The sequence below is a fragment of the Thalassotalea hakodatensis genome (genome assembly GCF_030295995.1).
Lineage (GTDB): Bacteria > Pseudomonadota > Gammaproteobacteria > Enterobacterales > Alteromonadaceae > Thalassotalea_C > Thalassotalea_C hakodatensis.
This window is the reverse complement of record NZ_AP027365.1, coordinates 1,300,494-1,323,324: the sequence shown is the minus strand read 5'-3', so window position 1 is coordinate 1,323,324 and position 22,831 is coordinate 1,300,494. Positions and strand designations below refer to the sequence as shown.

Below are 22,831 nucleotides of genomic sequence, written 5' to 3'. Positions count from 1 at the left end.
CTCCTAAACGACTTTTAAGACACCGCGATACATTTGCATCTGACAGTGAAACTCATGCTCTCCCGGTGATAAGTTCAATAGGGTAATTTGAGTAATTTCATTTAATTTAAGCTGTTCGCTTATATCCAATGAAGGAATAAGCATTGTTTCAGCGCAGGGGGATTGATCTTTGCGCATAAACTTCAGAGTGACAGGTTGGCTAGCAGACACCTGAATTGAGGATGGGGAATACACACCATCCCTCACTTCAATGAGTACTTCATTACCTTGAACGATTGTTTTATTGGGTTTATATAGCCAAAACCACCAAACAATCAGCGCGATTAACATTAAGCCTAATAAGTTAATAACCATCATTGTGATTCTCCTAATGCTCTTTTGCTTTAAAAAAGCGAAGTCGATTTGCATTTGACACTACAGTCAATGACGAAAACGCCATTGCAGCACCTGCAATTACAGGGCTAAGCAGAATGCCAAAGAAGGGGTATAGAACCCCCGCAGCAAAAGGAATCCCGGCTACGTTATAGACAAACGCGCCAAACAAGTTTTGTTTGATATTTCGTAAAGTCGCTTTGCTTACCGCGATGGCATCAGCAAGGCCATGAAGTGAACCACGCATCAGGGTAATATCCGCGCTTTCAATCGCAACGTCTGTACCTGTGCCTATAGCAAAACCAACATCAGCTAACGCTAGCGCCGGAGCATCGTTGATGCCATCACCTGTCATACCAACGATTTCGCCACTGCCTTGTAGCTCTTTCACCTTGTTGGCTTTGTCTTCTGGCAGCACTTCAGCAAAAAACTCGCTAATGCCCGCTTTTTTGGCAACAGCGGCAGCGGTTTCCTTGTTATCCCCCGTTAGCATGATGACGCGTATACCATTGGCCTGAAGACGTTGGATAGCAGAGATTGAGTCAGACTTGATTGGATCTGCAACAGCAATTATTGCGGCAAGCTCACCATCAACAGCAAAATACATAGGTGTTTTAGCTTCTTTTGCTAAAGACTGGGCTTTTCCAACAAAGCCAGTGAGGTCTATGCCTTTTAACTTCATTAGTTTATCGTTACCGAAAAGCAGGGCTTTATTGTTGCAGTTTGCTTCTACACCAAAACCCGTAATGGCGTTAAAGGCTTCAATTTTTAGTAACTCAATATCCTGATCTAACGCACTTTCAACAATCGCTTGCGCTAAAGGATGCTCTGAGCCGCTTTCTAAACTTGCTGCAAGCTGTAGTACGTCTTTTTCGTCAGTAGCTTTTGCTAAAATAATATCGGTTACCTTAGGTGCCCCTTCAGTAATAGTGCCCGTTTTATCTAAAATCATGGCAGTGATTTTAGAGGCGGTTTGCAGTGCCTCACCGTTGCGAATAAGCACTCCGGCTTCTGCTGCTTTTCCTACTCCCACCATGACAGACATGGGTGTTGCCAAGCCTAAAGCACACGGGCAGGCAATAATAAGCACAGTAGTTGCTGAAACGATGGCAAAAGCAATGGCTGGCTCAGGTCCAAAGTTAAGCCATGCTAGCGCACTTAACACAGAGGTAATCATCACGACAGGTACGAAAAAAGCTGAAATAACATCGGCCAAACGGCCAATCGGCGGTTTTGAATTTTGTGCTCGTTTCACCATATTGATGATTTGTGCAAGCGCCGTGTCTTTACCAACGCGTGTGGCTCTAAATAAAATCATGCCTGATTTGTTCAAAGTACCTGCGACAACCTCATCTTCTTCAGCTTTTTCAGCAGGCATAGGTTCGCCTGTCAGCATGGACTCATCAATAGAGGTGTGTCCTTCCAATACCACGCCATCGACGGGAATTTTTTCACCCGGTTTTACCTTCACAATATCGTTAAATAAAACCTGCTCAATACCTATCTGAACTTCTTTGTTGTCACGAACCACGGTTGCTGTTTTGGCTTGCAAGCCGATAAGACGTTTAATGGCCTCAGAGGTTTTACCTCTGGCTTTTATTTCTAATGCTAAACCTAAATCAATTAAGCCAATGATCATGGCGGTAGCTTCAAAATAAACATGCCGTGCCATCAATGGAACAGCGTCAGGTGCAAACACGACAACCATCGAATACAACCAAGCCGTGCCTGTTCCTAAAGCAATTAGGGTGTCCATATTGGCTGAATGATTTTTGAAGCTCTTCCATGCTCCTACATAGAAATGCTTGCCTGAAAAATACATAACACCAAAAGTTAAAATGCCTACAACCAACCAAGAAATTCGTTCAAGGTTTGTTTCAACCGTCATTTCTCCAACTACAATGCTGTAGATCATCAAAGGAACGCCGAGTGAAAGGGCAATAAACGTATCGCGCATTAGCTTCTTATAATATGCCCAATCAGCCGCCTCTTTCTCATCAAGCGCATCTGTTGCTGAGCTATCATCAATTGGCTTCGCGTTATACCCCACTGACTCAACAGCTTTGATCAATTCTTTTGTTTTAGCTGTCCCATAAACTGTTACTGTCCTATCAGCAAAATTCATTTCCGCACTGACGACTCCAAGAGTTGCCTTCAACGCCCCTTCAATTTTGCCTACACAGCTAGCACACCCAGCACCTTCAATGATAAGCTGTTGGTTATGTGATACTTTCTCCAACGTATTCTCCTTACTTTTACACGAAGAGGATTGAGCTTTTGCCTGACAGCAACAGCCTGATTCAGTTTTTATATTTGTGTTAGTAGCCACCCTTTTTCCTCCTATGCTTTTTTAATTTGCTCAAAGTTTTCGATGAGATGACAAACCATGTTTGCAGTCGGTGCTTTGTCTTCCATTTCTTCCCATCGAGAAAGCGCAGAAGACATTTTTCCTCGAAGTGCCAACATTGCTTGAAACTGCTTTTCTGTTTCTTCAAGCCGCTCTTTGATCAGGCTTCTGACTAATGGGCACGCACTTTTACCATCTTCAGATTCATTAATAATTTCCTTGATATCTGCAACGGAAAAACCAAGGTTTCTGGCACTTAAAATGAATTTAAGTCTCGATACTTCTTTATTCGAGTATGACTTGTAGCCGTTCACTGACTTAGCAGGTTTTAACAATCCTAATCTGGTGTAATAGCGCACCGTATCAGCAGTCGTTCCAAGGCTTTTTGCCAGCTCCGCAACTTTCATATTCACTCCTCAGTTTTTTAGCTAAGTTTGTACTCTCATCTTCAGCTTAGACCTGTGTCTAAGGCACAGGTCAAGTACTAATTCTAGTGAATAAGCTAAAAACTAATTTTTTGGTAAAAGAGAAATCTCGGTCAAAATCGACAGCATTAAGTACTGTAAATAGCAATAGTTTGAGCATTTCCATAATGCCTTTCCAAATATCGTACTAATCGTTCAAAACAATTGGTTATTTAAACCAATGAAAAAATCATTCTATTTTGATGGGAGTGGCGAAAAAAAGACGCACTGTTCCCGTGATTAGCCAATAATTGGTGGACGATAAAGTAAGAGATGGATACCAGATTTTGGTAGGGGTGTACGCTGTAGAATTAGCTCAGAATGAATATTGCAAATACCTTCGTCTTGCGCTTCCACAAGATAGGCATTTAAATGAAAGCTTGTACAAAAACCGCCTTCACAACAAACACAATCACTAGCTTTGCATTTTTCACAGACTTCATCACCATGACGGTGTTTAGAATCTTGCGAGTTTACAGTGTGATAGTGACTATTGTCATTCATTGATTGATGGTGAATATTTTTGCTTCGTTGCATAATATGCGTGTCGGAAGATCCATTTTGATGTTCTTCACAATTCATTGGCTTAGCTGTAGCAAAACTATGCTGCGTAAGCAACACAGTTATTATTACTATTTTAAACCACCTGAAAAGTCCAAACATTATCATTCCTTCTTTAGCACCTACAATATTAGCCACTTTATAAAAATAATTTTATGATCTTGATCAACCTTTGAACTAAAACCTAAACTTTTTACTTTTTACTTTTTACTTTTTTAAACAGCTTAAACTTCACAAGTATAAAAGGGGTGTCTAATTTATACTCATGAGATTGAAGCCAAGCATGAGCACCATTAAAAGAAATAAAAACCCTACGCTCATAATTAGGTATTGAGTAAGGGATCATTTTTCCAATTGTTCAGCTTTAAGCGCTGTACTTTGCAACAATCGGTTCTATCCCGGGCACATCCAATTCCCGTTCATCAAAAGTGATAAAATGGCCTATTGTAGGTCTTTCAATGGCGATGTTTTTTGCCTTGACTCTTTAACCTTAACCATTCGCCAACTTTACTTCTTAGCTGATATTCCACCTTGATAGGTATACACCAGACTGGCACCGACTGAAAACAAGAAGTAGCTTACTATTACTGCTCTTAGTTCTTTCCAAAAAAACTATTAGCTAGGCCTTTCCTAACATAACTAAAATGGTTTAAATCCCAAAAAACGAAAGCTACCATCAATATAGTTGCGGTAGCTCTCATCAAGTCAATATAGTATTTCTTCACATCAGAGCCAGAACTTGATACCTGCAACAAAAGCAGTATCACGAGTACTTTGCCCATTTAACTTCGCAAAGTCGGCTGTATTACCAAATTTATTTGTCCACTCAACGCCAACATAGGGAGCAAACTGGCGGGTAAACTCATAACGAACCCGAAAACCAATAGCACTGCTAGACAAGCCACTACCAAGGTTATTTTGGACGTCATCCTTACCGTAAAGCGTCAACTCTGCTCGTGGTTGAACAATTAACTTTTGAGTAAGTAATAGCTCATACTCAGCTTCGATCGAAAATGCACTATTACCTTGCTCTCCTAAATACGCAGTCATATCAATTTCAAACCAGTAGGGGGCTAGACCTTGTAAACCAAAAGCTAGCCATTTGCGGTTTTCACCTTCGTTATTGTAATCAAGTCGAATACCGACTTGTGTATCCCAATAAGCAGATATTGCGTGGCCCCATAGAAAATCTGTTTGGTTCTCCTCTAAATTACCTTCGCTAAAATCTCCTTCAGTTTTGATGACTAATCTATCAAAAGTAGTGCCATACCATGCCTGAAAGTCAAAAACACCTGCGTTTGTTTGCTCATTATATTCAAGACGATCCCCTAGTAGCGCGTAAAATGAATGCTCATCTGCCAAAGTCAGTCGTTTGTCGCTACTGAGTGCATAAGGGCCTTCAGTCAAAGTTGTACCTGCTGCATAAGCATGGGGGTCTCTAGCATCTTTAGGTGCATCTCCACCCTGTGCTTGCATTTTAGGATCACCCATCTCAGTCATCTCATCTTTTGCAGATACAGATACACTTATAAGGGGCAAACCTATTAATAATAGTCTTAAGGTATTGGTTAGTATTAATTTTTTCATGATACAACTACCTCTCTAAACATACCTGCATCCATGTGGAATAATAAATGGCAATGCCATGCCCAGCGACCTACGTCATGAGGTGTTGTTAAAAAACTAATTCTTTGCGCTGGTTGTACAGGGATAGTATGGCGACGAACCTGTACATCACCTTTTTCATTCTCCAAATCGCTCCACATACCATGCAGGTGCATGGGATGTGTCATCATTGTATCGTTTTGTAAAATAACTCTTAAACGTTGATTATGCTTCATGTGAACTGGCGTGCTTTTTCCAAATTCCAAGCCATCAAATGACCAGCTATAACGCTCCATGTTTCCAGTTAAATGTAATTCAATTTCAGCCTCTGGCTCTTGCTGGTTTGTAATTCCCTCAAGAGAATGTAAATCTGCAAGTGTTAAAACACGGCGTCCATTTTTACGTAAACCTATACCGGGATCATCAAGGTTTGTTCTAGGCATATCAACACGCATATCAACAGAAGCTCCATACTCTGTTTTTGCATGACGCACTTTAGTGCTAGCAACAGCTAATGGGTTTTTAGTCATTCCATGTTGACTATGATCCATTGCCATCGCTCCATGACCCATTGCACTATGATCCATTTTATTAGAATTCATGCCCGACATACCTGCCGTATCAGCCATTGTAGAATGCACACTATCATGGGTCATATTGCCCATCATATCTGTCATCGTTAACCACTCAACGGGGTCTAAAGAAGGTACTGGTGCATCAACGTTAGGTGCCATTGATAAAGTACCTTTAGCATAACCTGAGCGATCCATGCTTTGTGCAAAAATCGTATATGCATCATTTTTTGGCTCGACAAGTACATCATAAGTTTCACCGGGACCAAATCTAAATTCATCTACTGTCACAGGTTCAACATTTTGTCCATCAGCTTGTACAACTGTTAACTTCAGCTCAGGTATTCTTACATCAAAAAACGTATTGCTAGAACCGTTAATAAATCTAAGCCTAACCTTTTCGCCAGCTTTAAACATTCCACGCCAGTTTGTCAAAGGCGCACAACCATTCATTAAAAAAGTCATTGCAGATGCTGATAAGTCTGCAAGATCTGTAGGGTTCATTCTCATTTTATTCCACATTTCCCGGCGTTGTAGCGCATTTGAAACGCTGCTATTTGAAATGTCATCAAAAAACTCTGGAACAGTAGGTTGATTAAAGTTAAATACATCGCCCTGTACTTTTAACTTGCGAAACAAATCCATTGGGTCATCATCAGTCCAATCAGACAATTGGATGACATGCTCATTGTCAGCACTAATAATATCCTTTTCTCTTGGCTCAATAATTAATGCGCCGTACATACCTGTCATTTCTTGAAAGCCACTGTGTGAGTGATACCAATATGTGCCGCTTTGTTGCAGCTTAAATTTATAAACAAAGGTTTCACCCGGCATTATACCTTTAAAGCTAATACCCGGTACGCCATCCATTTGATACGGAAGAATGATCCCATGCCAATGAATTGAACTCGGCACTGATAATTTATTAGTTACCCTGATAGTAACGTCATCACCTTCTCTGAGGCGCAAGGTAGGAGCTGGTATTGAGCCATTGATTGTTGTAGCCATTCTTACAACACCTGTGAAGTTTACGGGTGACTCATCTATCACTAAATCTATTACTTCTCCACTTAGTTCGGGCGCAGTACCTGTTGAAGTTCCAGCAATCAAAGATGAAGCTGCATGAAGAACACTTGGAAAAGCAGCTAATACACCGCCAGCAATTACACCTTGTACAAAGCGTCTACGTGGCGTAGAAACTTGATGTAATGGACTTTTAATTCTCATTTTGTACTCCGTTATTTAACCAATAAATTAATGTGACCAATGAATGTGCTTAATCTTCCATTCACCATTTTGTTTTTCCAGCACCATCGTTTCCATGCCTTGATAATCGCGTTCAACACCTTTATGAGTACCTGTAGTTTGACTACGCGACGCAGAGATAGCGGTATTTCCAAGTATCGTCACTTGATGTTCAAGTGTGTCGCTCTTCATCGCTGCTAAATACTTCATATCCGACAACATATGATGATGAGCATATTCATCAGCGCTCCTTTCAACGCGGCCTCCCTCGAAAATGGTGACATCATCCGCTAACTGCGCTCTAGCCTGTTTTTGATTGCCAGTTTCAAGTGCTTGATGAAATGCCAAAACAACTTTTGCGGCAGGGGTATCTATACCTTTAAACAAACCTTTGTCTTTGTTCTTATCACCATGAGCGTTTGCTGCGAAACTAAACGTCATTAATAAAACGAGTAATATATTTATTGTTTTCATTTTCATTCTCTCTTTTAGGTTTTAATTTGCAGGGCCAACAACACTAGTAAGCCCAGCCGTTACAGATAAAATGGCAAAAGCTACTACCATTTCTATCGAGATAGATTTAGATAAAGCCTCTCTGCCTTGACTATTTTTAAGTTGTGGAACGAGTATTAGTTTATGTTTAGCAGCAAGTGCCAAAATAGACACTACAAGGGCCAATTTAAACAACAGTGTTTGTCCGTAACTTGAGCTTATTAGTGCATCAAGACTTCCGACCAATTGAATCACGAGCCAGAGGCCTGCTACCAACAATAGGCTCACTGTAAAACTTGCTTGTTTGCCAAAGCTTTCCATCAGCAAATGAAGTTCTGCATAACTTAGCTGATGGCAAGCCTGTTTTAGTGGCAATAACGCCCCAAACCACCATGCCATAACGAGCACATGCAAAATAAGCAAGCCTTTTTCAATTGTGCCTAACTCAGAAATATGACCCAGTAACGTGAATGAGTATGCAAGGATTAATAAACTCAACATTAAAGCGCTTTGTTTTAAGTACGAGTTCACAGCGAGTTTGAACCTTAAAGCTAAAGCGATTATTGCGGTAACTAGCCCAAGCGCTCGAAGCAAAGCTCCAGTGCCGACAGAGGAGTCCCACATAATAGCCAATATATCAGCGTCTATCGCCCCCTGAATTCCCTCTTCTGCCATTGCACCAGTACTGGCAAAGAACCAAGTAATATTAGCGATCAAAGCCATAACTATATAAGTTCTTGTCCACGTTAAATTCGCTATTACAGCATTAGTATGAGATTCATTATTCTCAAATATTTGCCTGAAAAATGTATAACCTGCAATACAGGCAAAGCCGACGTAAAATACAATTTTTGACAGTACAATGACTGTATTCCAGATATACATTTCCATATCAATCACACCGCCTATTTTAGTGAACCATAAAGCCGAAGCTATGTTTCATTTTATGACCATCGTTACCTAAGAAGGTTACATCCACAGCATAGTTTGCAGGAGCTAATTTAGGTAGTTTCCATGTAAATTTGCTAGTAGCGACTTTAGAAGGCTCGAATCCAAATTTAAATTCTTCGCCTTGTTTATTGGCCAATGAAACTTTTACAACCCGTACCTCTTTGGTGAACACCAAAGTTAACTCTTCTGGAGGATTCATTAGCATTGCATTATCAGCAGGCACACTTTTTTCAAGATGCACATGCGCAAATACCGCACTACTAAAAACGACACTGATTACGGTTAAAAATTTAATTAGTTTTTTCATATTTACCTCTATTTTAGTTTATTGAAATTGCTATTTATGGTTTCTTAACTTCGCTAAGCATTACTTTTTAGCTCCGCCTTAGAAAGCTCCTTGTTAAAGGCGTTTAATTCTGGCTTTTTAACGATTGAGTAAATTACTGGGAGCACAATAAGAGTGAGTAGCACAGCACTTGTCATTCCGCCTACCATAGGTGCAGCAATACGACTCATAATCTCCGAACCTGTTCCTGTACCATATAAAATGGGCATCAAGCCGATAATGATTGTTGCAACTGTCATCATTACTGGGCGAACTCGTAAGCCTGCACCGTGCAATAATGCATCTTGATATGCATCATCAGAGATAGGTTCAGCTCGCTCTTCAGCTTTTTCCTTAAGCTCAGCAAGTGCCTGATTGAGATAGACCAACATTATCACACCAATCTCAACCGCTACCCCAACTAGAGCAATAAAGCCCACGCCAACAGCCACAGAGAAGTTAAACCCTTCCAGATACATCAACCATATGCCACCAATCATCGCCATCGGCAAGGTAACGATAATGATAGCCACCTCACTAAACGCTCTGAAGTTTAAGTAAAGTAGAATAACAATAATGGCGAGTGTTAAAGGCACTACATAGGTGAGCTTTTCTTTCGCCCTTTCCATATATTCGTATTGCCCAGCCCAAGTAATTGAATAACCTGCTGGTAGTTTTAGATTATTAGCCAAGTGTATTTTTGCACTTTCAACATAAGTACCTACGTCAACACCGTCTATATCGATAAACGACCAGCCATTTAAACGAGCATTTTCACTCTTAATCCCCGGCGGACCGTTCTCAACTCGAATATCTGCGACATCACCTAGTGCAATGCGTTGACCACTTGGTGTTACAACAGGTAATCGTGATAGCTGCTCAGGAGAGTCTCGATAGTCTTGCGGATAGCGTAAGTTAACAGGGTAACGCTCTTGACCTTCTACCGTTTGGGTAACGTTCATACCACCAATAGCTGTAGAAACCACTTGTTGAACATCTTCGATGTTTAACCCAAAGCGACTTGCCTTATCGCGTGAAATATCAACCTTGATATATCGTCCACCTGCAACTCGCTCTGAGTAAACTGATGCTGTGCCTGTAACTTCGGGTAAAATTTGCTCTATTTGTTGGCCGATTTCCTGAATCACATCAAGCTCTGGTCCGGCGACTTTAATACCCACAGGCGTTTTTATGCCTGTTGCTAACATGTCGATTCGGGTCTGGATTGGCATAACCCAAGCATTCGTTAAGCCCGGAAACTTAATCAATTTATCAAACTCAGCTTTTAACGATTCAGTAGTCACACCCTCTCGCCACTGCTCTTGTGGCTTCAATTGAATAAAGGTTTCAATCATGGTTAAAGGTGCAGGATCGGTTGCAGTTTCAGCTCTTCCTACTTTACCAAACACTGTTTCAACTTCTGGCACAGTGCGAATAAGCTTGTCTGTTTGCTGCAATAACTCCCTTGCTTTACCAATTGAAATACCGGGATAGGTAGTAGGCATATACATGAGATCGCCTTCATCCAATGGCGGAATGAATTCACTACCAATTTTATCTACAGGCCAAAAACCAATGATAGTCACTAATACTGCTGCTACTATTGTCGATTTTGGAAACTTCAAAACTTGTTTTAAAACAGGCAAGTAGATAGCAATCAATAATCGGTTTAACGGGTTTTTCTTTTCAGAAACAACTTTGCCTCGAATAAAGTAGCCCATCAATACAGGCACCAATGTGATCGCCAAGCCTGCTGATGCCGCCATTGCATAGGTTTTTGTATAAGCGAGCGGAGAGAACATTCTTCCTTCTTGCGCTTCCAAGATAAATACAGGTAAGAATGAGACTGTAATAATCAGTAAGCAAAAAAATAATGCAGGGCCTACTTCACTCGCAGCCTTGGCTACGATTTGCCAGCGGTTTTCATCTGTAAGTGGTGTTTTCTCCATATGCTTATGCATATTTTCAATCATCACTATTGCACCATCAGTCATCGCACCAATCGCAATCGCAATACCGCCTAAAGACATAATATTGGCATTGATGCCTTGCATATACATGATGATGAACGACACCAAGATACCTAATGGTAGAGTAACAAGTGCCACAAAAGATGAGCGAAGATGAAATAGGAAAGCCACACAGACAATAGCAACGATTGCAAGCTCCTCTAGCAACTTGCTCCAAAGATTATCAACAGCATCATCTATTAACTTCGATCTGTCATAAACAGGGACAATCTCCACCCCCTCTGGTAGAGAAGATTTAAGCGATTCAAGTTTTTCTTTTACCCCGTTTATGGTTTGTTGAGCGTTTTCACCAAAGCGCATAACGACAACACCACCAACAACTTCGCCTTCGCCATTAAGTTCTGCGATACCACGGCGCATTTGAGGACCAAGGTTAACGTTGGCAACATCACCAATACGCAACGGCGTGCCTTGTTCGTTAATACCAAGTGGAATTTTCTCTATATCACTAACTGATTGAATATACCCCGTTGCGGTAACCATATATTCAGCTTCAGCCATTTCCACAACGGATGCGCCAGTTTCTTTGTTCCCTTTTTGTAAGGCTATTTGTATTAAACTTAGAGGAATATCGTAAGCTCTCAATTTATCAGGATCTACTTGCACTTGATACTGCTTAACCATACCACCAACGGCGGCAACTTCGGACACGCCCGGAACAGTTTGTAGTTCATACTTTAAGAACCAGTCTTGAATGCTTCTTAATTGGCTTAGATCATGGTTTCCAGACTTATCTGTTAAAGCGTAAATGTATACCCAACCCACACCTGTTGCATCAGGTCCTAATTGAGGTTTTGCCGAATCAGGCAGGCTTGATGCTACTTGGCTTAAGTATTCAAGTACTCTGCTTCTAGCCCAATACAAATCAGTATCATCATCAAAAATAATGTAGACGTAGGAATCACCAAAAAATGAGTAACCACGAACAGTTTGCGCCCCCGGCACTGATAACATCGCTGTAGTAAGGGGAAACGTCACTTGATCTTGCACTACTTGTGGTGCCTGTCCCGGATAGCTCGTCTTAATTATCACCTGCACATCAGAAAGATCGGGGAGTGCATCTACTGGTGTTTTTTGTAATGAATACAAACCACCAAACGCGATAATTAAGGTAATCAACAAAACAAAGAAACGATTGCCGATAGACCATCTAATAATTGATTCAATCATTATTTTTCTCCCACTTAATGATTAGAATGATCAACAGCAGCTTTATTTTCCTTGCCGTGTTGTTCATCTGATTCAAGAGAAATGTCAGTGATAACTAAGTCATCTCTAACCTCAAAAGTGAAAGTGACATTATCACCGACATTGAAATCAACCATTTCTATATTGTCCGCGACGATAAAATCCATCGTCGCAGCAGGTCTATCCCATTTCTCTATTGGGCCTCTGCTAATATTTAGAACACGCGTATCAACATTAATAGAATTAATTAGACCTGATACTGTTGCAAAAGATACTTCTTCACTCATATCACCAGACTCACTCATGATATGAATTCCAGTAATTTCATATCCACCGCCTTCGGTTTTACTTACTTCAAAGTGCAGAGATTGACCTGACTTTAATGAGTCAATATCGACTTTTTCAGCCACAGTAAAATCCATAACCATTTCAGGCCAATCCCAAGCTTCAGCAGGGCCATGTGAAATATTAACCATGCGGTGCCCTGCCATAACACTATTAACATCCCCTTGCATCCAAACAGAGTTAGGCACTTCATCATGAGTCATTCGTTTAAAGTCAGAGCTTTTACTTGATTCAGAATCAATCAAGAATTGGGCAGATGTCACCACAACGTCATCTTCATTTAAGCCGTCTAATATTTCGATGCTGTCGATATCAACCCGGCCAATAGTCACTTCAATAGATTTAAATTGCCCATCACCTAACGCAAGTACTACTCTGTCCTGTTTACCTGTTCTAATAACGGCTTCTTTAGGCACGAGGATGGTGCTATCAGCTTGATTAGCGTGAATAGAGACTTGTGCAAACATATTTGGTTTTAATTGATAGTCTGTGTTATCAAATTTCAATCTCACTCGGAGTGTGCGTGTTTTACTGTTCAATGTTGGATAAACATAATCAACGACACCAGCCCAGTCCTCACCGGGTAAATAATCCAGTGTCATTGATACAGGAAGTCCTTTTTTAATTAAGGCTGCGTCACGTTCAAACACTTCTGCTTCAACCCAAACTTGATCTAGCTGGCCAATGCTTAATAAGGTGTTTCCCGGCTTTACATAAAAACCTTCTCTAACCTTCAAACCATCGACAACACCTGCTTGTGGTGAATAAAAGGTAATTGTTTGCTGAACCTTTCTTGTCTTTTCTAACTTTTGAATGAAATCTGAAGAAAGCTGTAACGCTTTAAGGCGATCTTTGGCTGCTGAAATTAAGGAACTATTATCGCGCTTTAACGCTATTAACAGCTCTTCCTGAGCATTAACTAACTGAGGAGAATATAGTGTATAAAGAGGCTGCCCTTTCTCTACAGGGTTACCTGCTGCTTTGATGTAAAGTTTTTCAATCCAGCCATCAACCCGTGGGTGGATATGAATTAGCTTATCTTCATCATATTGAACATAACCTACCGTTGAGATTTCAGTATGCATATTTTTCAGTTCAACAGGTGCAGTGCGAACCCCAAGGTTATTCACTACATGAGGCGCAATTTTTACTGCTCCGGGGCCAAAGTCATCACCAGATGATCCTTCCTCATACACTGGAATTAAATCCATCCCCATAGGCGACTTACCGGGCTTGTCCCGGCGGTAATTAGAATCCATCGGTGCAACCCAATACAGAGGCTTTTTTTCTCCTGATGTTGCTTCATTACTATTACTGTTTGAGCCAGTACCTTGATATAAACTCAATGCTCCAGCACCAAGTGCTGCCCCAATGATGATGGCAATAATTGTTTTTGTATTCGTTGACATTATTTTTCTCCAAATTGCTGACTGGATAAGTGCTGATTAGTTTTGTGTGAAGTTTGCATCGACTTATGTTCAGCATTTGAGTTAGATTGAGAATGCGCAAAGAAATAGTTGATACGAGCAACTGTTTTAAGTGCGTCAACATCAATTCTTAAAGCTGATATTCTGGTATTTAATTCGGCAATTCTTGCTCGAACAACTTCGGCAAAATCGCCATCATCATTTGTGTAGGCTGTCAATGACGCTTCTGCTTGGTCATGAGTTTGTTTAAGGAGTTGTTCTTGATAGATAGATTGTCTATCTGATAAGCGTTTAAGCTGTCTTAGTTCTTTTTCTAAAACACTGATCATTTGCTTTGTCAGTAATAGTTTCTCGGTTTTAATAGTCTCTGAATCTGCAATAGAAGCTGCAACTTGCTTATCTTGTCTGTTCTCGGTAAACAAGGGTAAATCAAACGTTACCCCAACAGAAAATAAATCAGCTCGGCTATCACCAGAGGGCATATTGTCGCGATAGGCATAACTAGCATTAACACCCCATTGCGGCTCATATTGCTGTTTGGCTAACTCAATTCCTTTTTCTGAAGCTTTGCGTTTTATATCAATCGCAAGTATGGCTGGGTGATTCGAAAGCTCCTGAGCCAATAGATTTCTTGAGTAATTAGATGCTTTTAGGACTGTTGGATTATTCAATTGAATCGAAGGCAATTCTTTTGAGACGCTAAACTCTAATGGTTGCGCGTCAAAGTTGAATGATTCATTCAAACGATCCGCATCGTAAATATGAAGCCACTCATTGAGACGAGCGATTGTCGTTTCTAGTTTCTGCTTTTGCGAAGTTAATCTGTCATCTAACTGCACGATTTCCAACTGAGCACGAATAACATCTTGCTGTCTAGTTTTACCAACAACGTTTGAATAGCTAGCTTTAGCCACTTCCGCCATCTGCTCAAAGAGAGACCAATCATCTTCAATCAATTTAATAGTTTGTTGGGCTAAGTAAGCATCTAACCAAAGTTGTGACACTTGGCTTTTCAACTTAGCTTTACGATCCTCTCGTAACAGTGGAAATTTCGTGGACTCAATTTGTAACTGGTCTTTCTTGATCTCTAGACTGTCGCCTCTCGGAAACATTTGAGAGACGCCAACCTTTAGCTGAGTCATTCCTTCCTGATCTAAATCCCAAGTATCTGTTGGTAAATTCATTATCCCTAGCGATACTTTCGGATCAGGCAAAGTACCTGAAGCAATACTTCTATTTTCAACTGCACTTTGTTTCAATCGGCTACCATGAAGCCAAGGATCATTTTGCTGAGCTAAGGTGATAGCTTGTTCAAGCGACACTACTTTCTCAGCTTGAGCTGAGAATACAGATAAGCCGAGTATTAATGCAGTTGAAAGTGAAGTAAGGTTTGAAGAGTTCAATTTCATTAGAATTGCTCCTCGTATGTCTTAACTTTTGCATAGACTTTGCTCGTTCCATCTTTAAATAGAATTAACACGTTGTATGGCATAAAGCGGTCATCGACTTCCATACCGGGAGAGCCAACTGGCATTGCTGGAACTGAAAGCCCAATCGCATTGGGATGTTCTTCTGATAAGAACTGCTGAATAAATTTAGCAGGTATATGACCTTCAAAGGCAAATCCATTTCTACTCACTGCCGTGTGGCATGAACGGTAATTAGGTTTGATACCATACTTAGTTTTGATGTTGCCGATGTTTCGGAAATCTTTGGAATGCGCAACGATCCCTTTGTCTTCAATATGAGTTATCCATTTTTTACAACACCCACAAGTAGGGGTTTTATAAACGATTAACTCCAAAGGTGTTACGTCGTGATTGTCTGCATGGTTATGTTCGTTGGCGTTTGCAAACGCAGGTGAAAGCAGCATTACTACTGCTATTTTTAAATACTTATTGATCATTTTTGCCCCCAGACATCGCTGGAAAATATCTATAGCGCTACGACGCTATATTGACTAACAGAAAAATTAATTACATGTGCGAGAAATTTGGACGCACTAATCCTGTATTAGGCAAAAATTGGTGGACGATAAAGGGAAGTGGAAATTGAATGAGGTTGTTTAGATTGCAGAGCAGCTACAGATTCACTGAATATTTGAATATCTGTCGAATCAATACTGGAATTTAGGACTGTCGTAGATGAGCAAGCATTTGTAGGACAAACACAAACACCACAACAATCTTCTGATTGACCGTTACTGCTTTTATTCATATCACCATGCTCCATTCCTTCATGATGACTCATCTTGGAATGTTCCATGTTCATGTGTGATTCATGAGAACCTAATGACATTTCGCAAGGCATAGCAGAATACGCAAATGCTTGCCCTACAAAGGCAACCAGCATAGCTACAACAACTAAGACTTTTGAAAGTGGTTTAAACATAAAGTTCTCTTAAGAAAAATACCATCACAATACTAAATTAAAGTCATATCTAAGTAAATGATAAACCGTGGTGCTTTTAAAAATTTTGATTAATACAGGAGACTAGTGAATATAGTCGAGAAAAAATAACTAATTAATCACCAGTATGAGAGCAACAATTATGTCCTTCCTGAATTGGTGGACACTTTACTGTTCCATATGAACAGTAAACACAGCAGTCACCCTTTAATGGTTTTAACAAAACTTTGCACGATTCACATTCATAATACCACTGACAAGCGTTTGTCGGCATTTCTTCAATTTTACTATACCCACATTCTGGACATGTAATAGTCGACTTTAGCTCTATACGTTGCATGTTTGCTCCCTTACTGGTTTTACGATATCCAAAACCGACATAACGACCATTAAGCAAATACCAAAGTAAAATAGGTATGTGCTCCAATCATATTGCCAAAGAGGATAAAGCGTTAATAGCACTGCTACAGGCCCAAGAATGCTGAAGGCAGCTCTGGTATGGCTTTTATTTTTGTGCCAGTTGTATAAGTTTACTAGTAGCGCCAGAGTTGCAAATATAGGTAACAAGGTATTTACAGCAATCCCCTCAAAATGAGAAAGAAAACCTAACCCCAACGCTGATGCTAATGAACCAAGTGCAGGGAAACACCCTGTACAACTAAGTGCTGCAAGCCAAACCCCGCCTGAGCCAACTTTATCTAAAATTTTATTTATCATTTGAAAGTCTATTGGTTGATATTACCAGCACTTTAAACTCCGTACATGAGTACGGAGTCAATCATTTTAATGAATCAATAATAGGGCAATATGTTGGATCATCGTTTTGTATACAGGTATTTGTCATATCCACAATTACTTTCTCTAAACGTTGAAGGTCGCTAATTTTTTCTCGAATGATTGCTAACTTTTGTCGGCTTAATAACTCAACTTGAGCGCAGTCGTTGTCCATAGACATTAGCGATTTAATTTCTTTTAACGTAAAGCCGAGCATTTTGGCTTTTGTGATGAACCTAAGTTGTCCTGCTATTGTTTCGTCATATTGTCTATAACCTGATATTGGTTTTGTAGGTTGTGTAATAAGTCCTTCTCGCTCATAAAAACGAATGGTTTCTACGTTTAAATTTAATGATTGTGCTAATTTACCAATGGTTTTCATAATTGCCTTTGCGACTAAGAATAGCTCAAAGCAGAATTTAGATTAACTATCCAACGACTTAATAATACCGCATCCTTCAATGGTATTATCAGAATTGCATGTACTTGCCATATGTTGTAATTCATTTTTTAAGGCCTTTAATTCTTTCATGCGTTTGTTGACTAAATTTAATTGCTGCTTAATCAATTCATTCACACTAGAGCAGCTTTCTTCTGGCTTATTCTTTAATTCAATAAGACGTTTGATATCATCAAGAGATATATCGAGGCTGCGACAATGCTTAACGAATTCCAGCTCTTTTAACGCCTTATTGGAATACAACCTAAAGTTACCCTCAGAGCGCTCAGGATCTGAAAGCAACCCTTCTCTTTCATAATACCTAATTGTTTGTATTGAACAGCCTGATGTTTTCGATAATTCGCCAATTTTCATAAACCTTTCCAATAAACTTGACCCTATAGTTACTATAGTTTTTATAGTTAAAGCATACAAGTTAATAAGGGGTAAAAATGTGTGATAAGTATCTAACCAAGACCAGCATAGTCAATTTTGAACACAAAAATATCCAATCCCTCATAAATCAACGAAGGTGGAAAAGCTTGGATGATTTCAACAAAATTGGTGCGGCCTACCAATTTGTTAAAGATGAAATATTATTTGGCTACAATGAAAGCGATGACATTTCTGCAAGCAATGTTTTAGCGGATGGTTACGGACAATGTAATACCAAAGGTAACTTACTGATGGCCTTGTTACGAGGGTTAGGTATTCAATGCCGATTTCACGGGTTCACCATTGCTCAGCAATTGCAAAAAGGTGCTATTCCAACGTATGTCTTTTGGTTAGCGCCGAAATACATTATCCACAGTTGGGTAGAGGTTTACTTTGATGGACGTTGGATCAACTTAGAAGGCTTTATCTTGGATGAGCAATATCTCACTTCGTTACAACAGAAATTTAGCGAAGAAAAAGATAACTTTTGTGGTTATGGTGTTGCGACAAAATGCTTCTCTACTCCAGATATAAATTGGCGCGGAACTGATACCTATATTCAAAAAGAAGGTATTCATGATGATTTCGGACTTTATGACTCTCCTGATAAGTTCTACCAAGAAAAAGGCACTAATTTGTCAGGCGTTAAACGTTGGATGTATCAACGAGTGATCCGTCACCTGATCAACTTCAATGTCGCCAACATTAGAAAGACGACAGTACTGGAGGTGCAAAATGCACAACCATAATCATAGTCATAATCATAGTCATAGTCATCAACATGGTAAAGATGACCGTATTGGTTGGGCATTTTTCCTTAATGTGACATTCACTATTATAGAATTTATAGGTGGTTGGCTCACTAACAGTACGGCGATAATGGCAGATGCAGTTCACGATCTTGGTGATAGTCTTTCAATAGGTTTTGCGTGGATTTTAAGTCGTTTTTCAGATAAAGAAGCATCAGATAAGTTTAGTTATGGTTATCGTAGACTTACACTCTTTGGCGCATTGATAAACAGTATTGTTTTAATCATTGGCTCAATTTGGATTTTATTTGAAGCAATTCCAAGGCTGTCCAATCCTGAAATGCCTGTTGTCGAGGGGATGTTAGGGCTAGCGATACTCGGCGTTGCCGTTAACGGATATGCTGTATTAAAATTAAAAGCTGGAGAAACCTTAAATGAAAAAGTACTTACATGGCACTTGCTTGAAGACGTACTTGGCTGGGTTGCTGTGCTTATTGTATCTATTGTGCTGTTATTTGTAGATTTGCCCATTTTAGATCCGTTACTATCTATTGGCTTCACATTGTTTATCTTGTTCAATGTTTTTAAAAATCTGAAATCAACAATTGTCTTGTTTCTTCAGGCCGCGCCAGATGAAGAAACTCAAGAAAGTATAAAAGAGTCGCTAACTAACCTTCCAGAAGTTAATGGCGTACATCATCTGCATTTTTGGTCGTTAGATGGCGAAAGTCACGTATTAACCGCTCACATAGAATTAGTCGAAAAAATTGACGTTGATGAATTAATTAAACTTAAGGAACAAGTGGCTAAGAGACTTTCTGCCTATCGCTTGTCTCATACAACCATTGAATTTGAGTTTCCTAAAGAGACTTGCCGAGATGATGCGAATTAAACTTTAAAAATTAAAATAAAAAGATTAAATATAAAAGCAGCTTAAACATAAATTAAGCTGCTTTTTTGTTTTTAAATTTCGTCAGATTGCTGTTTACTGCTCTCAGCGCCATGCGCCCATTGATATAAAATAGGCAATACAAACAAAGTTAAAATTGTAGAAGATATAATACCGCCGATAACAACTGTTGCTAGTGGTCGTTGCACTTCTGCACCAATTCCAGTGTTTAACGCCATTGGAATAAAACCTAAACTTGCGACCAGTGCCGTCATTAAAATAGGTCTTAAACGAATGATGGCACCTTCAATGATCGCTACGTAAAGGTCGCCTTTTTCATGCCAAAGATCTCGAATAAAAGCCAACATAACCAAGCCATTTAATACGGCAACACCTGACAATGCTATGAAGCCGACACCTGCCGAAATAGATAAAGGCATGTCTCTTAAATAAAGAGAAATTACGCCCCCAGTTAATGCTAACGGTACACCACTGAAAATGATCAATGCATCTTTTAATGAACCAAATGCAATAACCAAAATACCTAAGATAACAATTAGTGTGATCGGCACAACTAAGCTTAATCTTTTACTCGCTGACTCTAGCTGTTCAAAGGTTCCGCCATAATCAAGCCAGTATCCTGCTGGAATTTCTCCTTCCTGATTAATTTTAGCTTTCACTTCTTTGACAAAACCGCCTAAATCTCTACCACGAACATTGACGGTAACCACAACTCTTCTTTTACCGCTCTCACGGCTAATTTGAGCAGGTAAAGACTCAGATTTAAGCTCTGCAACTTCTTCAAGTGGCACATAGTTACCATTCTCAAGTGGAAGCGGCAGAAATTTCAAACCATCAATATCCGTTCTAGTTTGCTCCGGTAGACGAACAACTAACTCAAATCGTCTGTCTCCTTCATAAATGATCCCCGCAGATTCCCCCCCTATTGCAGTGGCAACCCAGTCTTGCAATTCGGTAACGTTCAATCCATACCTACCAAGTGCTTCGCGTTTAGGGATTACCGATAAAGATGGAACACCTGTGACTTGTTCCATTCTGGCATCTGCTGCACCATCTACGGTTTTCACAATATTTAGAATATCTTTTGCGGTAAGTAATAACCGATCCAAATCATCGCCAAATACTTTGATGCCCACATCAGCTCTAACGCCAGAAATCAATTCATTGAAACGCATTTGAATAGGCTGAGTGAATTCATAGTTGTTGCCCGGAATGTTTTTCAGTACCTCTTCCATTTCTTCAACTAATTCACTCTTTGGCTTTGAAGGTTCGGCCCAATCTTTACGTGGTTTTAAAATAACAAAGATATCAGCAATACTCGGTGGCATTGGATCAGTTGCTACTTCTGGTGTGCCGATGCGCGAGAATACTTTATCAACTTCAGGAAACGCTTTAATACGTTGCTCAAGTACTTCTTGCATTTCTACTGATTGCTCTAGGCCAGTCGATGGAATTCTTAATGCCTGTAGTGCAATATCACCTTCATTTAATTGAGGAACAAATTCTGTCCCAAGCGTAGTTGCTAACCAAAGGCTATACCCCATTAACAGCGTTGAGAATGAAACAATAATCCAACGAAATTTCATCGCCATTTTTAACAATGGTTCATAAATAGACTTGGTTGAACGAATAACTACACTTTCTTTTTCGCTGATTTTACCTTTCATAAACACAGCTACAGCAGCAGGAACCAGTGTAACTGAAAGGATCATTGCGGAAATTAACGCCATAACGACAGTTGCCGCCATAGGGTGGAACATTTTCCCTTCAACGCCAGTTAGCGTGAAAATGGGGATGTAAACAACAGTGATAATTGCCACACCAAACAAGCTTGGACGTATCACTTCTGAAGTGGCTTCAAAAACGGTATTTAGGCGTTCTCTTAAGTCTTGCCTATGACCGTTGTGTTGGGCCTGTGCTAACCTACGGACAGAGTTTTCAACGATGATTACAGCCCCGTCCACTATCAAGCCAAAGTCCAATGCGCCGAGACTCATTAAATTGGCAGATACTCCTGCTTGCACCATACCTGTGATTGTCATTAACATGGAAATAGGGATAACAGCAGCGGTAATGAGAGCTGCACGTAAATTTCCAAGTAGAATAAATAACACAACAATAACTAAAAGCGCACCTTCAACGAGGTTTTTGGTAACGGTTGCAATCGCTTTATCTACTAATGTTGTTCTGTCGTAAACAGGCTCAGCGGTAATGCCCTTTGGCAGAGATTTTTGTATTTCGCTGAGCTTCTGTTCAACTGCTAAGGCAACGGTGCGAGAATTCTCACCAATCAGCATCATGGTTGTACCAAGCACTGTCTCAATGCCATTACGAGTAGCAGCCCCTGTTCTAAGTTCTTTGCCAATAGCAACATTGGCAACATCACTTATTTTTACAGGAATACCATTGTTCTTTTTGATGATGACATTGAGGATCTCATCTATTGTCTCAAGTTGCCCAATGGAGCGCACTAACACTTGCTGTCCGTTTTGTTCGATATAACCTGCGCCACGGTTGTCATTGTTTTTACGTAATGCATCAGATATTTCTTCAAAGGTTACCTGATGAAAAAGTAATTTTTCGGGTTTAGGCGTTATGTGATATTGCTTGTTGTAGCCGCCGATACTGTTGACCTCAATGACGCCTTTAACTTGAGCCAATTGCGGTTTAATGATCCAGTCTTGTATTTCTCTTAAGGCAATAGCGGTATAAGGCTCTCCATTAGGCATTTTAGCGTCAGGAGAAGCTTGTACGGTATACATAAATATTTCGCCAAGCCCTGTCGAAATAGGACCCATTTCTGGCTCTAAGCCAGAGGGAATAACGCCTTTTATCGCAGCTAATCTTGCATTGATTAAGTTGCGAGCAAAATAAATATCGGTTCCCTCTTCAAAGATAACGGTTACTTGAGATAATCCATATCTTGACAGGGAGCGGGTGTGAGACAGCTTTGGCAATCCGGCTAAGGCTGTTTCTACAGGAAAGGTCACCCTTTGTTCCGCTTCCAAAGGTGAATAACCGGGGGCAGAAGTGTTTATTTGTACCTGCACGTTTGTTATATCTGGAACAGCATCAATGGGAAGTTTTTGATAACTCCACATACCAACGCCGATGATTACCATCAGCAAGCTTAATACTAAGTAGCGCCTATTTATTGCAAGACGCAAAATTGATTCAATCATATTGCG

At 40.1% G+C, this 22,831-nt stretch carries 21 protein-coding genes; 2 read left to right on the top strand and 19 right to left on the bottom strand.

What is annotated here, in order from left to right:
* Nucleotides 1-3: 3 nt before the first annotated feature.
* From QUE72_RS05790 to cadR, 18 genes are all read right to left on the bottom strand, one after another.
* Entirely contained in the window at nt 4-357 is a 354-nt protein-coding gene (locus tag QUE72_RS05790; protein WP_004589267.1) for a cupredoxin domain-containing protein, read from the bottom strand.
* Nucleotides 358-367: 10 nt separating this feature from the next.
* Complete coding sequence (locus QUE72_RS05785) at nt 368-2,611, bottom strand: heavy metal translocating P-type ATPase (protein ID WP_286272135.1); 2,244 nt, start codon at nt 2,609-2,611, stop codon at nt 368-370.
* Nucleotides 2,612-2,712: 101 nt separating this feature from the next.
* Nucleotides 2,713-3,126: a MerR family transcriptional regulator gene (locus QUE72_RS05780; protein ID WP_008467855.1), complete on the bottom strand. Its 414-nt coding sequence runs from the start codon at nt 3,124-3,126 to the stop codon at nt 2,713-2,715.
* Between the two features lie 297 nt (nt 3,127-3,423).
* Nucleotides 3,424-3,846 carry a hypothetical protein gene (locus QUE72_RS05775; RefSeq protein WP_029773134.1) on the bottom strand — a complete coding sequence of 141 codons (423 nt, stop codon included), beginning with the start codon at nt 3,844-3,846 and terminating at the stop codon, nt 3,424-3,426.
* Nucleotides 3,847-4,470: 624 nt separating this feature from the next.
* On the bottom strand, nt 4,471-5,331 hold the full coding sequence (locus QUE72_RS05770; protein ID WP_182724336.1) for a copper resistance protein B: 861 nt from the start codon (nt 5,329-5,331) through the stop codon (nt 4,471-4,473).
* The gene (locus tag QUE72_RS05765; protein WP_286272131.1) at nt 5,328-7,151 is read right to left on the bottom strand and encodes a copper resistance system multicopper oxidase; all 1,824 of its coding nucleotides are present in this window, start codon (nt 7,149-7,151) and stop codon (nt 5,328-5,330) included. Before QUE72_RS05765 ends, QUE72_RS05770 begins: the two co-directional genes overlap by 4 nt.
* Nucleotides 7,152-7,178: 27 nt before the next feature.
* A complete protein-coding gene (locus QUE72_RS05760) occupies nt 7,179-7,649 on the bottom strand; it encodes a YybH family protein (protein ID WP_008467847.1) in 471 nt (156 codons plus the stop codon).
* Between the two features lie 15 nt (nt 7,650-7,664).
* A complete protein-coding gene (locus QUE72_RS05755) occupies nt 7,665-8,552 on the bottom strand; it encodes a copper resistance D family protein (RefSeq protein ID WP_138611624.1) in 888 nt (295 codons plus the stop codon).
* 19 nt (nt 8,553-8,571) lie between these two features.
* Entirely contained in the window at nt 8,572-8,919 is a 348-nt protein-coding gene (locus tag QUE72_RS05750) for a copper resistance CopC family protein (protein WP_010558032.1), read from the bottom strand.
* A gap of 53 nt (nt 8,920-8,972) precedes the next feature.
* Nucleotides 8,973-12,137, bottom strand: a complete 3,165-nt coding sequence (locus QUE72_RS05745) for an efflux RND transporter permease subunit (RefSeq protein WP_286272116.1) — start codon at nt 12,135-12,137, stop codon at nt 8,973-8,975.
* A 14-nt stretch (nt 12,138-12,151) separates the two neighbouring features.
* The gene (locus tag QUE72_RS05740) at nt 12,152-13,909 is read right to left on the bottom strand and encodes an efflux RND transporter periplasmic adaptor subunit (protein ID WP_286272114.1); all 1,758 of its coding nucleotides are present in this window, start codon (nt 13,907-13,909) and stop codon (nt 12,152-12,154) included.
* A complete protein-coding gene (locus QUE72_RS05735) occupies nt 13,909-15,336 on the bottom strand; it encodes a TolC family protein (protein ID WP_004589253.1) in 1,428 nt (475 codons plus the stop codon). Before QUE72_RS05735 ends, QUE72_RS05740 begins: the two co-directional genes overlap by 1 nt.
* The gene (locus QUE72_RS05730; protein WP_036956660.1) at nt 15,336-15,833 is read right to left on the bottom strand and encodes a DUF411 domain-containing protein; all 498 of its coding nucleotides are present in this window, start codon (nt 15,831-15,833) and stop codon (nt 15,336-15,338) included. The genes QUE72_RS05735 and QUE72_RS05730 overlap by 1 nt, the downstream gene beginning before the upstream one ends.
* A gap of 107 nt (nt 15,834-15,940) precedes the next feature.
* Nucleotides 15,941-16,318, bottom strand: coding sequence for a hypothetical protein (locus tag QUE72_RS05725; protein WP_286272108.1), 378 nt, complete (start codon nt 16,316-16,318; stop codon nt 15,941-15,943).
* A gap of 133 nt (nt 16,319-16,451) precedes the next feature.
* Nucleotides 16,452-16,676, bottom strand: a complete 225-nt coding sequence (locus QUE72_RS05720) for a GDCCVxC domain-containing (seleno)protein (RefSeq protein ID WP_082653641.1) — start codon at nt 16,674-16,676, stop codon at nt 16,452-16,454.
* Nucleotides 16,664-17,053: an organomercurial transporter MerC gene (gene merC / locus QUE72_RS05715; protein WP_058405786.1), complete on the bottom strand. Its 390-nt coding sequence runs from the start codon at nt 17,051-17,053 to the stop codon at nt 16,664-16,666. The genes QUE72_RS05720 and merC overlap by 13 nt, the downstream gene beginning before the upstream one ends.
* A gap of 61 nt (nt 17,054-17,114) precedes the next feature.
* The gene (locus QUE72_RS05710; protein WP_058405785.1) at nt 17,115-17,492 is read right to left on the bottom strand and encodes a MerR family transcriptional regulator; all 378 of its coding nucleotides are present in this window, start codon (nt 17,490-17,492) and stop codon (nt 17,115-17,117) included.
* A gap of 42 nt (nt 17,493-17,534) precedes the next feature.
* Nucleotides 17,535-17,924 carry a Cd(II)/Pb(II)-responsive transcriptional regulator gene (gene cadR / locus QUE72_RS05705; RefSeq protein ID WP_008128687.1) on the bottom strand — a complete coding sequence of 130 codons (390 nt, stop codon included), beginning with the start codon at nt 17,922-17,924 and terminating at the stop codon, nt 17,535-17,537.
* A gap of 77 nt (nt 17,925-18,001) precedes the next feature.
* Between cadR and QUE72_RS05700 the strand changes: the two genes are divergently transcribed.
* Complete coding sequence (locus QUE72_RS05700) at nt 18,002-18,733, top strand: transglutaminase-like domain-containing protein (protein WP_058405784.1); 732 nt, start codon at nt 18,002-18,004, stop codon at nt 18,731-18,733.
* Complete coding sequence (locus tag QUE72_RS05695) at nt 18,720-19,625, top strand: cation diffusion facilitator family transporter (RefSeq protein ID WP_286272103.1); 906 nt, start codon at nt 18,720-18,722, stop codon at nt 19,623-19,625. Before QUE72_RS05700 ends, QUE72_RS05695 begins: the two co-directional genes overlap by 14 nt.
* Before the next feature lie 71 nt (nt 19,626-19,696).
* Here the strand turns inward: QUE72_RS05695 and QUE72_RS05690 are convergent, their stop codons facing one another.
* Nucleotides 19,697-22,825, bottom strand: coding sequence for an efflux RND transporter permease subunit (locus QUE72_RS05690; protein ID WP_058405782.1), 3,129 nt, complete (start codon nt 22,823-22,825; stop codon nt 19,697-19,699).
* Between the last annotated feature and the right edge of the window lie 6 nt (nt 22,826-22,831).

Coding starts and splice junctions, on each gene's coding strand:
- QUE72_RS05790 (WP_004589267.1), bottom strand. CDS start 357: ATGATGGTTATTAACTTATTAGGCTTAATGTTAATCGCGCTGATTGTT.
- QUE72_RS05780 (WP_008467855.1), bottom strand. CDS start 3,126: ATGAAAGTTGCGGAGCTGGCAAAAAGCCTTGGAACGACTGCTGATACG.
- QUE72_RS05775 (WP_029773134.1), bottom strand. CDS start 3,846: ATGTTTGGACTTTTCAGGTGGTTTAAAATAGTAATAATAACTGTGTTG.
- QUE72_RS05770 (WP_182724336.1), bottom strand. CDS start 5,331: ATGAAAAAATTAATACTAACCAATACCTTAAGACTATTATTAATAGGT.
- QUE72_RS05765 (WP_286272131.1), bottom strand. CDS start 7,151: ATGAGAATTAAAAGTCCATTACATCAAGTTTCTACGCCACGTAGACGC.
- QUE72_RS05760 (WP_008467847.1), bottom strand. CDS start 7,649: ATGAAAATGAAAACAATAAATATATTACTCGTTTTATTAATGACGTTT.
- QUE72_RS05755 (WP_138611624.1), bottom strand. CDS start 8,552: ATGGAAATGTATATCTGGAATACAGTCATTGTACTGTCAAAAATTGTA.
- QUE72_RS05750 (WP_010558032.1), bottom strand. CDS start 8,919: ATGAAAAAACTAATTAAATTTTTAACCGTAATCAGTGTCGTTTTTAGT.
- QUE72_RS05745 (WP_286272116.1), bottom strand. CDS start 12,137: ATGATTGAATCAATTATTAGATGGTCTATCGGCAATCGTTTCTTTGTT.
- QUE72_RS05740 (WP_286272114.1), bottom strand. CDS start 13,909: ATGTCAACGAATACAAAAACAATTATTGCCATCATCATTGGGGCAGCA.
- QUE72_RS05735 (WP_004589253.1), bottom strand. CDS start 15,336: ATGAAATTGAACTCTTCAAACCTTACTTCACTTTCAACTGCATTAATA.
- QUE72_RS05730 (WP_036956660.1), bottom strand. CDS start 15,833: ATGATCAATAAGTATTTAAAAATAGCAGTAGTAATGCTGCTTTCACCT.
- QUE72_RS05725 (WP_286272108.1), bottom strand. CDS start 16,318: ATGTTTAAACCACTTTCAAAAGTCTTAGTTGTTGTAGCTATGCTGGTT.
- QUE72_RS05720 (WP_082653641.1), bottom strand. CDS start 16,676: ATGCAACGTATAGAGCTAAAGTCGACTATTACATGTCCAGAATGTGGG.
- merC (WP_058405786.1), bottom strand. CDS start 17,053: ATGATAAATAAAATTTTAGATAAAGTTGGCTCAGGCGGGGTTTGGCTT.
- QUE72_RS05710 (WP_058405785.1), bottom strand. CDS start 17,492: ATGAAAACCATTGGTAAATTAGCACAATCATTAAATTTAAACGTAGAA.
- cadR (WP_008128687.1), bottom strand. CDS start 17,924: ATGAAAATTGGCGAATTATCGAAAACATCAGGCTGTTCAATACAAACA.
- QUE72_RS05700 (WP_058405784.1), top strand. CDS start 18,002: ATGTGTGATAAGTATCTAACCAAGACCAGCATAGTCAATTTTGAACAC.
- QUE72_RS05695 (WP_286272103.1), top strand. CDS start 18,720: ATGCACAACCATAATCATAGTCATAATCATAGTCATAGTCATCAACAT.
- QUE72_RS05690 (WP_058405782.1), bottom strand. CDS start 22,825: ATGATTGAATCAATTTTGCGTCTTGCAATAAATAGGCGCTACTTAGTA.